This window comes from Methylobacterium sp. UNCCL125, from assembly GCF_900116795.1.
Classification (GTDB): domain Bacteria; phylum Pseudomonadota; class Alphaproteobacteria; order Rhizobiales; family Beijerinckiaceae; genus Methylobacterium; species Methylobacterium fujisawaense.
The window spans coordinates 102,982-115,721 of the sequence record NZ_FPBW01000007.1; the positions used below are offsets into that span (position 1 = coordinate 102,982).

The window sequence follows — 12,740 nt, forward strand, 5'->3', positions numbered from 1 at the left end:
CCTCAATCCACGTAGGTCCAAGGTGGGCAATCCGCGTATCCATGCGCCCCACCCGGATGCGCACACATCCGTCCGAGAGACCTGATGGCAAAGCCTGGACGCTTGCAGATCAAAACAACTGAAGGCCGAGATGGCCGGGTAGTGGTCACGATGACCGCCCATAATGGGCGAGATTATGAACTGAACCTTTCGGTGTTCGAGGTATCTACCCTTGTTTCGGCTCTGTATGTCGCTCGATCAGAGGCGTTTCAACATCCAGATCCGCAGGCTCCGGAAGGCGTTCTTCGGATGCAGGGGATGAAGATCGGCGAAGAAGGGCGTCATGTTCTGATGCGGGTGTTCTTGACGGATCATCTCTACCAAGATTTCGGCGCAGAGAAGGGAACGCCTCTCGCCCAGGTGCTAGAGCGCATTGGCGAAGATGTGGCCAATGCCCTTCAACAAGCTCCTGAGGAGTTTGGCGACCCTGGCAAGACGCACTGATACTGCTACGCCATCTTCCGGGTCCCACTCGGATGTATTGAACGTTCATCGATCCCCCCTCGTCTGGAATAGCTCCTCCCGCCGCGACTGGCGCCCCTCCACGCCCGTCGGCTGCAGCTCGAACTGATCCTCGAACCACTTCACGATGCGGGTCTCGATCCGATCCCGCCGGATGGTAGTGAGCTGAACGAAGGCGCCCACACAGCCGGCCGGCATGGCGCCCTGGGCCTCGATCAGCGCGGCCGACTCGGTCTCCGGATCGAACGTGGAGTCCTCGAGAACCTCTCGGCCGCCCATGCGCTCGGCGAGGCTGCCATCGTCCGGCGACACCACACCCGACACGCGGATGGCCTCGAATGCGGGCGGGCCCCACTTCGAGTGGTCGACGGCGAGCCAGCATTCCGGGCCGTCCCGCGACTCCGGCCAGCCGATCAGCACCACGTCGTGCATGGCCAGATCCGGCATCTTCTGGCGCATGCCCGTCACGGTGTCCTGCAGATCAGTTCCGAGGAAGGCTGCGGCCTCCTCGAACGTCGAGCGCAGATGCGCGATGCGGCTGTAGAGGATCGGCAGGAGCGCCGCGGAGCCGCGGCTGGCCAGAGCAGCGTTCATGTGCGGCAGCGGCAGCACCTTCGGGCGCGGCGCGAGCTCGGAGCCGGGTAGGCCTCCGAGGCTCTGCCGGCTCTCTCCGTCGGTGATCAAATAAGCCGCGTCAGGCCGCAGGATCGCGTTCAGCGCCGTCACGGGCGGTCTCCTCATCGGGGATTGCAGTGAAGGTGAGCCCGAGGCTGGATGTGCCCAGGATGGCGTAGCCGACGACGAGGGATGCCCCTTCCGAGGCGGCCAAGGTAGCGAGGCCGATCTCGCCGAGCACGGCGGCTCCGATGGCTGCGGGCATGGTGTGCTCCTCTGGAATGGTCGCCCCAGCCGGCCGGTACATCCGCGGTCCGGCCGGGGCATCGGCGCCCGGGGGCGCCGAAGGGGTAGCCCGTCAGGGCGTGGTGGCGAACTCACCGTGCACCAGGGCCTTGGGCTGCTTCACCGCCAAGCCGATGCGCTCCTCCGCCAGGATGGCGACGAGGTTGCGGACGAAGAAGTCCGCGTGCTCGGTGGCCACTTCGACCCGCGGCTCCCACCGGTCGTAGATCGTGCCGGCGGCGCGGAAGTTGCCGACCAGGAACTCGCCGGCCGCCATCGCGGTCGTCGGGACCACCGGGAGGCCGAAGAGCTGCGGGACGACGTTCGAACCGGGCGGGCCCAGCACGTAGTCGCCATCCGAGTTTTTGAGCAGCCGCATCAGCATCCAGTCGCTCGGATGCAGCACGATGCCGTCCGCCGGCAGGTCGGCGAGCGAGGTCTGCAGGATGGCCAGGGCGATCGTGTCGAGAGACGTGCCACCCGTGAAGGCGACGGGCGCAGCGTAGGGCGTTGCCTGCGGGACCATGCCCAAGAGGTTCTGGCCGGTGCCGTCGCCGTACAGGAGCTGCTGCTCCTCCTTCAGGGCCAGGCCGTAGCGCATCTCACCGTCGATCATGCCCGCGAGCTGCGGGGTATCCTCCAGCACCTGTCGCGAGGCCGGGATCCAGTGGGCGATGACGCGCGTCGGCGTGCTCAGCAGCTCGAACGCCATCTCGGCCTCGGGCTTCACCGTGGTCTCGGCCACCATGCCGGGCGCCCCAGGGCGGATCGTCTGGCGCGGGTACTCGACGGAGCCGCTGTTGACACGCAGGACCGGCAGAAGGTCGCGGACCGTGAGATTGCGGCGCGGCAGCAGCACCGCCTCATCACGAGTCGGCCGCGACAATGCACCGGCAGAGTTGTCCGCAAGCGTCAGCGTCGTCTTCATCTGCATGCGCAGCCGGCCGGGGCGGGTCGTCTGGGCAGCGAAGTCCTTCAGCTCCGGGGCATCGACGAACTGCTGGCCCCAGGTCTGCGGGGCGGCGGGCTCGCCGCTGCCGCCGCGGCGGGCCATCTTCTGCTCGATCTCGAGCATCCGCGCGTCGAGGCCGCCGATCGTCTCTACGCTCTTCTCGCCGTGGGTCTCGATGCTCTTCAGCCGGGCGTCGACCGCCCGATGGTTGTCCTCGACCGCGCGCATCAGCCCGTCGATGCCGACGGAATCCTTCGTGCGGAGGATCCTGCCGGCGGCGCGGGCCGCCAGGAGGCCTGGAGGGGTATGCATGTTCATCGGGGCTTCTCCATCGACTTGGTGAGTTGCTGGATGCGGGCGGCAGCGGCCCTGATCTGCCGGGCCGCGTCTTCGTCATCGTCCTGCCCAGCGAGGGCGGGCCATCCGCCGGAGGCCAGCCGCGAGGCCGCTTCCTTCGAGAGGCCGGACTTCCGCAGGAGGTCGACCACCTCCGCCTTGCTGTTGAGCCGCGCCCGGCGGTTGGCCGGCAGCGCGACGACGCTGATCTCCATCAGGTCGAGGTCGGTCAGGATGACCGTTCCCCGCTCGCCGGCCCTCATGCCGCCTTCGGCGACGAAGAAGCCGATGCTGAGCCCGCTCACGTCGCCCGCCTTGGCGTGCGCGTGCGCGTCGCGTCCCCGCGTGGTTTCCAGGTTGAACTGGCCGCGGACGAACAGGCCGTGATCGTCCTCGCGAAACTCCGTCCACCGCCCGACCGGCTCCGCCATGTCGTGCGACCAGAGCATGACGGGCGCCGTACCGGCGGCCTTGTGCTCCCGAAGGCTGCGCGAGAACGCCCCCGGCGCGATGATGTCGCCATGGGCGTCGGGCGGACCGCCGAAGGTGCTGGCGTAGCCCGACACCGCGCCGACCGTCTGCGATCCAGCGTCGAGCTTGATCTGGAGCGGAGGCGCGAGCCGAGCGGCCGCAGGATCGTATTTCGTGAACTTTGACATGGGCACCGGTCACGACAAAGCGACGGCTCGAATGAGCCTGAAGGCTTCGCGACCCGGGCCAGCCGGTGTCCTGAAGATCGACCGGAGAGGATACCCCAGCAAGCCGGTGGCATCCGCGATGCGGTCGACATCCAATGTGCGCGAAGCAGCGAGGAAATCAAGCGGCTTCAGTGCCGAGACACCGGCGCCCTCAAAGGATTCTGGTGCTCATCAGCGAATTTCACGGCCATCGCGTAGAGATGCCGAGCCACATCCTTGCGACCGTGCGTCTGCACCATCGAACTCATGGCATAGGCGAACAGGACGTTCGCCAGATCCTGAGGGTCGTGTCCCTCTTCGATCAGACGGCCGATGGCTTCATGAACGGCGACGTTCGCCGCCTCGACTTCGCGGGATCTGTCCATGGGGCTACTCCTCCTCAACGGGCCGCGGCCGATACGGCGGCGGCAGGGGCTTCCAGGGTGTGTTGAGTTTGCGGACGCGCTCCGCGATCTTCTCGGCGCTGAACCAGCCATGCCGGTAGTTGCCGTTGCGCTCGCCCGGCGGCGCGCCGCTTCCCGGGGCCCCGCCATGCAGCCGGCACCGACGCTTCCCGGCAACCGGATAGCGCCGGCATGGCGTGCCGGATCGCGTCTTGGCGCCGCAAAACATGCTTTGTCTCCATGGGGTTGATGGGCACGATTTTGCGAAAACCCACGGCATCGCGCGTCGAGTTTGGGAACCGCCCTTCAGCGCAATCGCGCCGGAGTTTCGATACCCCCCGGGGTGGGTGAAGCTCATGCGCGCACCTTCGACGGCGTGCGGTACTGCTTCAGGCGCGCTTCGCGCTCGGCCCGCTCGCGCGCATCGCGCTCGTACCGGCGGGCCTCGTCGACGATGTAGTTGGGCTCGAACTCAGCGAAGCGCCTGCGGAAGGCCTTGTCGGCCTCGGCGAGCCAGGCGAAGTACAGATCCTCGGGCTCGCGGTGGGGGTGACGCGCCAGAGATAAGCGCTCTAGCTCCTTGATCGCATCCTGTTTGCGACCCAGGCCCGACCGGCGATGGTAGGTCCAGGCGAGATGCCGGCCGACCTGGGCACCATGGGCGCCCTCGATCCGCAACCGCAGGGCCTCCGGATCCGCCGCGGCCTCGGCCTTCATCCGGTGGAACCGGGCCCTCCATTCCTCGGGGGTCTCTTCGCCCGCCTCGGTCTGCCGGAACATCAGGTCGGTGTTCAGGTCGAGGTCGTACCACCACTCGTTAGTCGAGCCCTTGGCGTACTCGGCCACGATCAGCGGCTCATCCGGGCACGGGGAGTAGGCCGCAGACTCCTGCGGATCCGGATCGCCACCGGTGTGGTGCAGGGTCAGATGCACCGCCCTCAGCCGCTCGGCGTAGCGGTCGTGGCCCGCATGCACACCCATGGCGTACGCGCGCTTCGCCTCGCAACGCTCCAACACCTCGGCGATGGACGGCCGGAACTTCGAGGTGCGCCGCAGGTCCATGCACGCCGCGGCGATCGTCGCGTTCGAGTAGCCGGCATCATCAAGGTCGAATGCTAGGGTCTGGAAGAACGCCTCGGGGTTGTTCAGTTTGTCCGCGGGGTAGCAGTCGAGCAGCTGGGCGACGAGCATCAGGGTGACGGGCGGATGCTGCGGCCCCGAAAACGCGGCTCTGACGGCCGCGGCCGCCTTTTCGGCAGCTGGGGTGCTCAGAAGCTGCCTACGCTGCCCCAAGGCCCGCTCTCGCCAATACTGGGCCTGTCCAGCCACCAGGGCATGGGGCTTCGGCAGATCCGGCAGGTTGCGGGCGCGGTCCTGCCGGGCCGCGTAGCTCGTCACCTTGCGGTTCGCCTCGATCAGATCGGCCAATGTCGGCAACGATCCGCTGCTGTGCGCGGGGATGTGGCCCGGACCGGGAGACAGGTTCGTGATGTCGGTCATTGCTGCCAGCCCCCGATGATGCGCTGGGCCATGTCGAGGTACGATTCACGGCGGGACTGACCGCGGCTCTCGGTGCCGGCCGCGCGGGGCGGTGCAGGCACGTCAAGCCAGCGCTTCTTCCGCAGCCAGGTCTTGGGCTCGACGTGATGGGTGCGGCCGGCGGTGGCCTCGGCGTGGCGTCGCATGGCTGCCACCAGATCTGCCGCCGTCGCTTCGCCCGTGGCCACCACGCGCTCGAACTCGGCGCGGGCATCCACCTCGGCGACCTTGTGCCTGCACGCGTCCCAGAACTCAGAGAACCCGGGCCCAACGGGCCCGGGGGAGCAGCCCTCTCCCCCCACCGGCGAAGCCGGTGGGTTGTTCTTCTCTGTTCGGGTGCACGCCTGTGCACCCTTTCGTACCGATCCGTGCACCCTTTCTCCGATAATGGGTGCACAGGCGTGCACCGTTTCCTCACCCTCAAAGGGTGCATCGGTGTGCACCTTTTCCAGTCGGTCGAACCGGAAGGCGAACTGGTTGGGCTTGTGCCGTCCGCCACGCCGCTCGACCGCAATCCACGCGGCCGCCTCTAGGTCGAGCACAGCCAGGATGGTGGCCCGCTTCTTCACCCCACAGGCCTCGCCGAGCTGCTCGTAAGGCGGGTTGCAGCGGCCGGTGCTGGCGTTGTGGAAGTGGAGGAGCAGCACCGCGCCGACGTTCTTCGCGAGCGCCGGCAGCGAGGGGTCCGCCATGATGGCCCGGAACAGCCGCATCTTCTCGGCGAAGCTGACGCTCACGTGGCGCCCCCGCGGAGATAGCTGCGGGCGGCCGAGCGACCCGGGAACACGCCGCACACGCACCCGTGGCTGTCGAGAATGGCGACCAGCGCGCTTGCCAGCGTGGGGCGATCCGCCCTATCTCTCTGCCCGGTTCTTTGCTCTGAACCCTTCAGCTTTACGCCGTTGCGGGCCTTCACCCCCGCGACGGCGTTTTCATTTTCGGGGCGGTTCAGCGACAGTTTGCGGTTTGTAGAGCCCTGGCTAACCCCTTGATACTTCGTGGTCTGTTTCGGTGCTGTTTTGCAGAAAACGCCAATGTTTTCAGTGGACCGGGTCAGCCTACGAATCTGGGGGTCAGAGGTTCGAATCCTTTCGGGCGCGCCATCACCTAGCTAGATTTCAAGACATTTCCGAACGCACCGGGTTAACGCTGTGGGTAACAGCGGAACCACGCGGTAACGGCTGACGCCTGCACTGGATGCGCGATCAGCGTTCGTGAGGTCGGGACATGATCCGGCAAAGCTCGCTTGCTACTGCCGAGCTTGTCGGTGGCCTAAGCCCCCACTGACCTTCCACGCTCGCCTCGCCACACCTCCGACCGTAGCGGGCGGGCGTGGATGCCAGGGAGATCGCGCAATGCGACTCCTCCTTTGGCCGCTGGCTTGCCCTCGTTCTGAAGCGAGAGTCCGTCGATCAGGGGACGGACGATGAAGAAGAGCCGGTTCAGCGAAGCGCAGAGCATCGGATCCTGAAGGAGCAGCAGGCCGGATTGCCGGTTGTTGAGATCTGCCGCCGTCGCGGCATCGGCGACGCGACGTTCTACACGTGGTGCTCGCGCTGGGGCGGCACGGAGGTCTCGGATGCGCGCCGGCTGAAGGCGCTCGACGAGGAGAGCCGTAAGCGCAAGACGCTCCTGGTCGAGGCGAGGCTCGACGTGGCCACGCTGCGCGAGGCTCTGGAGAAAACCTTCTGACGTCCAGTGCATGCAGCAGAGCGGCTTCGTCGAGGCCCTCAACGGCCGCTTGCGCGACGCGTGGTTGAGCGAGCAGCTGTTCCGGAGCCTGCCGGCGGCTCGGACCATGGCCGAGGTGTGGCGGGCAGACTGCAACACCTGCCGCCCTCACACGAGCTTCGGCGGGCTCAACCCCGAACGCATCTGCAACCCGGTCCGAGCACGACCAGAACCGGAACGGGCTCCGGTTATGAACGAGGGCAAACAGGGGGCAAGGTCGCCCATCAGGAAGCGATCAAACTCCGCAACCCTCGAATGTCGGTGAGGTTTTCAAGGTCGTTGAGACGCGCGATCAGCGCGTCGGCGCGCGGCACACCGAGCACCGGCGTGATGAGGTCGCGCACCTTCGCGTTCACCCGCTCCGTATTCAGGGGGTTCTCCTTGGTCCCGGGCGGAAACTTCGTGAAATGTTCCAGCCTCCTCCCGTCGGTGAGGGTCACCTCGACCCGCGCGCTGCGCGGGGCCTCCCGCGTCATCAGGCCGGGATCGCCCACCACCTCCACCTTCTCGCGTGCGGACCGAATCGAAGGATTCTGCATCAGGCCCGCATCATGGCTGTCCGTGAAGGAGACGGCTCCTCTCACAAGCGCCAGGGCGACGAGATGCTGGCAGTTCACATCCGGCATGGCGCTGTGCCCGACGATGCCAACCGCGTCGGTCGGCAGGTGCACGACGATCCGCTGCACATCTGCGGCGCGCAGGCCGTGGCGCTCGCGCAAGGTCAGGATTGCATCGAGGGGCGACTGGATCGGATACCCGACCGAGAAGGTCTTGATCGCGGTTTCCGTGATGAAATACCGGCTTCCGAGCCCATCCAGCATCGCTTCGGGCTTGGGGTCGGTCGAGAGCGCGATGAACAGATTGTGCGTGCCGTCGAGGACGTCGGCGACGCCAGTCAGGCCGGCCTGGACCATCGTGACCGCGGTGACCCCGTTGCGGGCGCCCATCCCGGCGAAGTCGAAGGCCTTCTCGATATGGTCCTCGTCCTTGACCCAGCTCCAGAGCCCGGAGACCTGCTGGGCCGCATAGGAGAGCGCGAAGCGCGTGCGCCGCTCGTCGAGGCGGGCGAGCGCGGCCGCTGCGCCCAGGGCCCCGAAGGTGGAACTCGTTCCCTCGGCGCTCCGGTGGGAGCCCCGGACGAGATCCGGCCCGAGCGCCAGGAGGAGGCGGCAGCACAGATCGTAGCCGAGAACGACGGCGCGGATCATGTCCTGACCCGAGCGGCCCTCCTTCTCAGCCATCGCGAGAGCCGCCGGCACGGTGGCCGAGCCGGGATGCGCTTTGGTGACAGGCTCGAAATCGTCCGTCTCGTCGGCATGGGCGCACATGGCGTTGGCGAGGGCGGCGTTGATCGCGGTGGTGCGCAGATCCGAGGCCACGACGGTGGCCTGATCGATGCCGCCGAGGCTGCGGACATAGGCCGTCGCCATCTCGCCTGGCCGCATGCGAGCACCGGAGATCATGGCGCCGAACGTGTCGAGGATGCGGTGCTTGCAGGCCAGCACGACATCCGGCGGAAGCGGCCTGTCGCGTGCCTCGACCATGTAGCGGGCGAGCCGCCCGGTGATCTCGGCCCCGGCCGGGGCCGCCCGGGCCGGCACGGCGGCGGTGGCGAGGAGGCCGCCCGCCGCCTGCAGAATCCTTCTCCGGCTCGTTCCGCGTGCCGTGGTGTCCTGGGCCATGCCGTGCTGCTCCCTGAGCCCTGCCGTGGGCAGCGTGGCCCTCATGCGTCGGTTCGAGCGAGATGGGGCGTCACGGCGTGACCGTCTGCCCGGCCGGGCGCAACGGGGCGCGGGTCCCGGGCGCCCGGGTCACCGTGCAGATCCGCGCCGGCGGTCTCCGGGAGAAGAAGGGTCGCGCAGAAGGCGACGCCGTAGGCGCACAGGGCGCAGGCGCCCATCGCGGTGCCCAGCGGCAGGCTGGCCGCCAGGATGCCGACCGTGGCGGGCACCACCGAGCCGAACCCGCGTCCGCCACCGAGGCAAAAGCCCTGGCCGCTCGCCCGGATCGACGTGGGGAACAGCTCCGCGAAGGTCGGCAGCATGCCGGCGGCCAGGGCGCCCTGGAACGCGCCCAGGAAGAAGCTCAGCACGATCGTGGTGCCAAGGCCGATCGGCGCGAGCAGGAGGATCGCGACGTTGCCCGATTGCAGGACGAGGAACGTCATGAAGGCGGGACGGCGGCCGATCCGGTCCGACAGCCAGCCGTAGAGCAGCGGGCCGACGAGGGAGCCCAGGATATTCATCGCGAGATAGCCGGTGCTCGACTTGATCGAGAGGCCGAGGGCCGTCCGCAGATAGGTCGGCAGCCACGTGATCATCACGTAGGCGCCCCCGAAGATGCCGGTGGACATCACCGCTGCCGCGAGGGTGCGGCGCAGATGCCGGCCCGTGAAGATCGTCCAGACCGGCGGCGACACCGCGCCGTCGGATTGCGCGGCCTTTGCCTGCATGTAGATGCCGGATTCCGGCACGAGCCGGCGGATGAAGAAGACGAGGCCGGCCGGCACGATGCCGAGGGCGAAGAACACCCTCCAGCCCATCTCCTCCGAGAAGAGCGCGGCGATGACCGGCAGAAGGCTGACCGAGATCGCGTAGCCGACCGCGTAGCTGCTCTGGACAGAGGCCGCGACCCGGCCCCGAAGGCCCGGCCTGATGACCTCACTGATCAGCACCCCGCCAACGGCCGCCTCGCCGCCATAGCCGACGCCCTGCAGGAACCGGACGGCGGCGAGCGACCAGAAATCGCTCATGAACGCGGCGAGGCAGGTGAAGCCGGCTACCATCAGGATGGTGAGCTGGAGAATCCGGACCCGGCCGATTCGGTCGGCCAGGATGCCGGCGGCCCAGCCGCCGACCGCGGCGCCCGCGAGGGAGGCAGTGGCGAGGTAGCCGGCCTCGGCCTGCGTGAGGCCGAGCGTTGCGATGAGGGCCGGAATGACGAGCGCGTAGATCGTCGTGTCCATGGCATCGAGGCCGAAGCCCGCGAAGCAGGCCCAGTAGGTTCGCCGCTCCGTATCGTCGAGGTCGTGGTACCAGCCGAGCTTCATCATGGTGCGTTTCCTCCTGGCACGACGGATCGTGCCCTGCGCCGCCTCTTTCGGGCGGTCTGCCGGGCGCCCGGGTACGGGGGGCGTCAGTCCTGCGGATCGTCGACGTATTCCAGGCCGGCGGCCGCGAGGGTCTCGCGCATCCGGTAGAGGTCGAGGCCGAGTTCGCCCGCGGCGAGGCGGGCGCGCTTCGCCTCCTCGTTGGCGGTCCGGGCGTCGGCCTTCTCCGCCACCGCGGCCGCGTCGGCGCAAGGCACGACCACGACGCCGTCGTCGTCCGCCACGATCGCATCGCCCGGCCGGACCAGGGCGCCGGCGCAGACCACCGGGACGTTCACGCTGCCGAGGGTCGCCTTCACGGTGCCCCTGGCCGAGATCGCGCGCGACCAGACCGGGAAGCCCATCTGCTTGAGGGTCCGCACGTCGCGGCAGCCGGCGTCGATGACGAGGCCGATCCCGCCGCGGGCCTTCAGCGAGGTGGCGAGGAGATCGCCGAACATGCCGTCGGTGTTGTCGGTGGTGCAGGCGACGACGAGGACATCCCCCGGCCGGCACTGCTCGATGGCGACGTGCAGCATCCAGTTGTCGCCGGGCTGGGCGAGCACCGTGACGGCCCTGCCGGCGATGGCAGCACCTTCCCAGATCGGACGCATGTAGGGCTTCAGCAGGCCCGTGCGTCCCTGGGCCTCGTGCACGGTGGAGACGCCATGCCCGGCGAGCCGCTGCGCCACCTCGGGCGCGAGGCGCGGAATGTTGCGGACGACGACGTTCCTCATGACAGCACCTCCGCCGCCATCGGGAAGAGCCGCTGGTAGGCCTCGCCGTACGTCATCGCCGTGCCGGAGTTCCGGCCGCCCTGGACGCCGCGGTTGAGGGCGACGCGCTCGTAATAGTCCCAGAGGTGGCGCTGGGCGGCGAGCACCCGGAAGGCCCGCTGCTTCGTCGCCCAGACGGAATCGATGTTGAGGATCACCTGGGGCTTGAAGTTGCACTGCTCGGGCTGGTGCGGCTCAAACAGGAAGACCGGCGGCGCGCTGTAGCGGCGCTCGTGGTCCGGCTTATGGCCGGCGGCCTGTGCGATGACCCGCGCTTCCTGGGCGAGATGGGCGGCGACCGGATGGTCGAAGTTGTAGGGATCCTTCAGCGCGTGCGTCAGCACGAAGGCCGGATTCAACTCGCGGTAGACATCAACCAAGCGGTCGAGCTCGGCCTCGCCCACGCGCAGGGGATAATCGCCGACGTCGAAGAACTCGATTTCGGCGCCGAGGATCGCGGCGGCCTCCTCCGCCTCGGCCCGCCGCTGCGCCTTCACATCGTCGAGGCGCACGCCGGCCGACTTCCAGGCCCACTGGCTCTCGCCGCGCTCACCGTAAGAGAGGCAAACGATCTTGAGGCGGTAGCCCTTCGCTGCGTGGAGCGCGATGGCCCCGCCTGCTCGCCAGACGAAATCGCCGGGGTGGGCGGTCACCACGAGACCTGACTTGGGAACTGAAGTCATGGCCGTCGGTGTCCTCCCTCATTCCAGCGGCGAGGCAGGACCTGCGCGCTGTCTTCAGGATCGATGACTAGTCAACGCCCATGTATGAGACAAATGAAATGATTGCAGTTTTTATTGCATAAAATCGATAGATGGGTGCGATCCCACGGCCCGCCGTCCCCGCTCAGACCGTCTGAAAATACTCGCGGAAGATCCGCGCCAGACGTTCGGCCGGCGACGACAGCGTGTGGCCGCGGCGAGTGACGATGCCGATCGTGCGCGAGATGCTGGGCCCTCGCAGCGGCACGGCGACGAGGTCGCTGCCGGGTGCCGTCTGGAAGGCAAGGCGCGGGACCACGGTGATGCCGAGGCCGCCGAGCACGAGGCCGATCGCCGTGGCGACGCGGTGAACCTCGTATGTCCAGCCCATCTCGGCATAGCGCCCGCCGAGCCCGGCCGCGATGAGCAGGTTGTTGCCGGTCTGCTCGCCGATCTTGACCAAGCGCTCGTCGCGCAGATCGCTCCATGTAACCGCTTTTTCCCCCGCGAACCGATGACCGGCACGACAGACGAGCACGAAGGGCTCCTGATGGATCGGAGCGATGTCGAGGTCGTAGTGCTGGGCGGACATGATGGTAACGCCGAACTCCGCCTCGCCCGCCCGCACGCGCTCCACGATGGCAGTCGCCGAATGGTCCAGAATGCGTACGAGCACCCCTGGGTCGCGCTGGCCGAAGCGCTGCAGGATGAGGGGCAGGTGAGAACTCGCGATGGTTGGCAGGCACCCGATGCGGACGAGGTCCTGGCTCTCGCGCCCCTGCGCGCGCAGCTTTCCGAAGATCTGGGACAGCTCCTCGACGATGCGCTGAGCGCTCGGCAGCAGGTCGACACCGGCGGGGGTCAAGGTGACCTGGCGCGTCGTGCGGGCGACGAGCTTCACCCCGAGTTCGTCCTCCAGCTTCTTGAGGCGATGGCTCAAGGCGGCCTGGGACAGGTTGAGGCTGGCCGCCGCTCGGTTGAAGCTTCCCCAGTTGGCGATGCTGAGAAAGGCCTGGAGCCCCAGGAAGTCCACGCGCTCCATCGTGCCCTACGTCCCACGCGCGACCGCGCTGTCCATCGTGCGGAGTGACATGCTTGCGGCTCGGCGAGAAGCTGCCCCTGTCCGCACGCTCGG

The 12,740-nt window shown here is 67.9% G+C and carries 14 protein-coding genes and 1 pseudogene; 2 read left to right on the plus strand and 13 right to left on the minus strand.

Annotated elements, in window-relative coordinates; genetic code table 11:
* Nucleotides 1-84: 84 nt before the first annotated feature.
* Nucleotides 85-483 carry a hypothetical protein gene (locus BM396_RS32130; protein WP_139239468.1) on the plus strand — a complete coding sequence of 133 codons (399 nt, stop codon included), beginning with the start codon at nt 85-87 and terminating at the stop codon, nt 481-483.
* A 45-nt stretch (nt 484-528) separates the two neighbouring features.
* On the opposite strand, the gene BM396_RS08630 is transcribed toward BM396_RS32130, so the two are convergent.
* The 8 genes from BM396_RS08630 to BM396_RS08665 all read right to left on the minus strand — a co-directional run bounded on the left by BM396_RS08630 (nt 529) and on the right by BM396_RS08665 (nt 6,046).
* On the minus strand, nt 529-1,227 hold the full coding sequence (locus tag BM396_RS08630; RefSeq protein ID WP_043379280.1) for a hypothetical protein: 699 nt from the start codon (nt 1,225-1,227) through the stop codon (nt 529-531).
* Nucleotides 1,196-1,381 (minus strand): hypothetical protein, encoded by a 186-nt coding sequence (locus BM396_RS08635; RefSeq protein WP_139239470.1) that lies wholly within the window; start codon nt 1,379-1,381, stop codon nt 1,196-1,198. The genes BM396_RS08630 and BM396_RS08635 overlap by 32 nt, the downstream gene beginning before the upstream one ends.
* Nucleotides 1,382-1,474: 93 nt before the next feature.
* Entirely contained in the window at nt 1,475-2,671 is a 1,197-nt protein-coding gene (locus BM396_RS08640; RefSeq protein WP_043379276.1) for a phage major capsid protein, read from the minus strand.
* Nucleotides 2,668-3,348 (minus strand): HK97 family phage prohead protease, encoded by a 681-nt coding sequence (locus tag BM396_RS08645; RefSeq protein ID WP_043379274.1) that lies wholly within the window; start codon nt 3,346-3,348, stop codon nt 2,668-2,670. Before BM396_RS08645 ends, BM396_RS08640 begins: the two co-directional genes overlap by 4 nt.
* A gap of 167 nt (nt 3,349-3,515) precedes the next feature.
* Nucleotides 3,516-3,752 carry a hypothetical protein gene (locus BM396_RS08650; RefSeq protein ID WP_043379272.1) on the minus strand — a complete coding sequence of 79 codons (237 nt, stop codon included), beginning with the start codon at nt 3,750-3,752 and terminating at the stop codon, nt 3,516-3,518.
* A 4-nt stretch (nt 3,753-3,756) separates the two neighbouring features.
* On the minus strand, nt 3,757-4,128 hold the full coding sequence (locus tag BM396_RS33645) for an HGGxSTG domain-containing protein (RefSeq protein WP_348273016.1): 372 nt from the start codon (nt 4,126-4,128) through the stop codon (nt 3,757-3,759).
* Nucleotides 4,125-5,270, minus strand: coding sequence for a hypothetical protein (locus tag BM396_RS08660; RefSeq protein WP_139239471.1), 1,146 nt, complete (start codon nt 5,268-5,270; stop codon nt 4,125-4,127). Before BM396_RS08660 ends, BM396_RS33645 begins: the two co-directional genes overlap by 4 nt.
* Nucleotides 5,267-6,046 (minus strand): helix-turn-helix domain-containing protein, encoded by a 780-nt coding sequence (locus BM396_RS08665; RefSeq protein ID WP_043379268.1) that lies wholly within the window; start codon nt 6,044-6,046, stop codon nt 5,267-5,269. Before BM396_RS08665 ends, BM396_RS08660 begins: the two co-directional genes overlap by 4 nt.
* 689 nt (nt 6,047-6,735) lie before the next feature.
* Between BM396_RS08665 and BM396_RS08670 the strand changes: the two are divergent.
* Nucleotides 6,736-7,234: pseudogene (locus tag BM396_RS08670) on the plus strand (integrase core domain-containing protein).
* Between the two features lie 30 nt (nt 7,235-7,264).
* Here the strand turns inward: BM396_RS08670 and BM396_RS08675 are convergent.
* The 5 genes from BM396_RS08675 to BM396_RS08695 all read right to left on the minus strand — a co-directional run bounded on the left by BM396_RS08675 (nt 7,265) and on the right by BM396_RS08695 (nt 12,647).
* Entirely contained in the window at nt 7,265-8,722 is a 1,458-nt protein-coding gene (locus BM396_RS08675) for an MmgE/PrpD family protein (protein ID WP_043379265.1), read from the minus strand.
* A 41-nt stretch (nt 8,723-8,763) separates the two neighbouring features.
* Nucleotides 8,764-10,092 carry an MFS transporter gene (locus tag BM396_RS08680; protein ID WP_244538842.1) on the minus strand — a complete coding sequence of 443 codons (1,329 nt, stop codon included), beginning with the start codon at nt 10,090-10,092 and terminating at the stop codon, nt 8,764-8,766.
* Between the two features lie 83 nt (nt 10,093-10,175).
* Nucleotides 10,176-10,865, minus strand: a complete 690-nt coding sequence (locus BM396_RS08685; protein ID WP_043379263.1) for a 4-carboxy-4-hydroxy-2-oxoadipate aldolase/oxaloacetate decarboxylase — start codon at nt 10,863-10,865, stop codon at nt 10,176-10,178.
* A complete protein-coding gene (locus BM396_RS08690) occupies nt 10,862-11,587 on the minus strand; it encodes a PIG-L deacetylase family protein (protein WP_043379261.1) in 726 nt (241 codons plus the stop codon). The genes BM396_RS08685 and BM396_RS08690 overlap by 4 nt, the downstream gene beginning before the upstream one ends.
* A gap of 163 nt (nt 11,588-11,750) precedes the next feature.
* Nucleotides 11,751-12,647 carry a LysR family transcriptional regulator gene (locus BM396_RS08695; RefSeq protein ID WP_043379259.1) on the minus strand — a complete coding sequence of 299 codons (897 nt, stop codon included), beginning with the start codon at nt 12,645-12,647 and terminating at the stop codon, nt 11,751-11,753.
* Between the last annotated feature and the right edge of the window lie 93 nt (nt 12,648-12,740).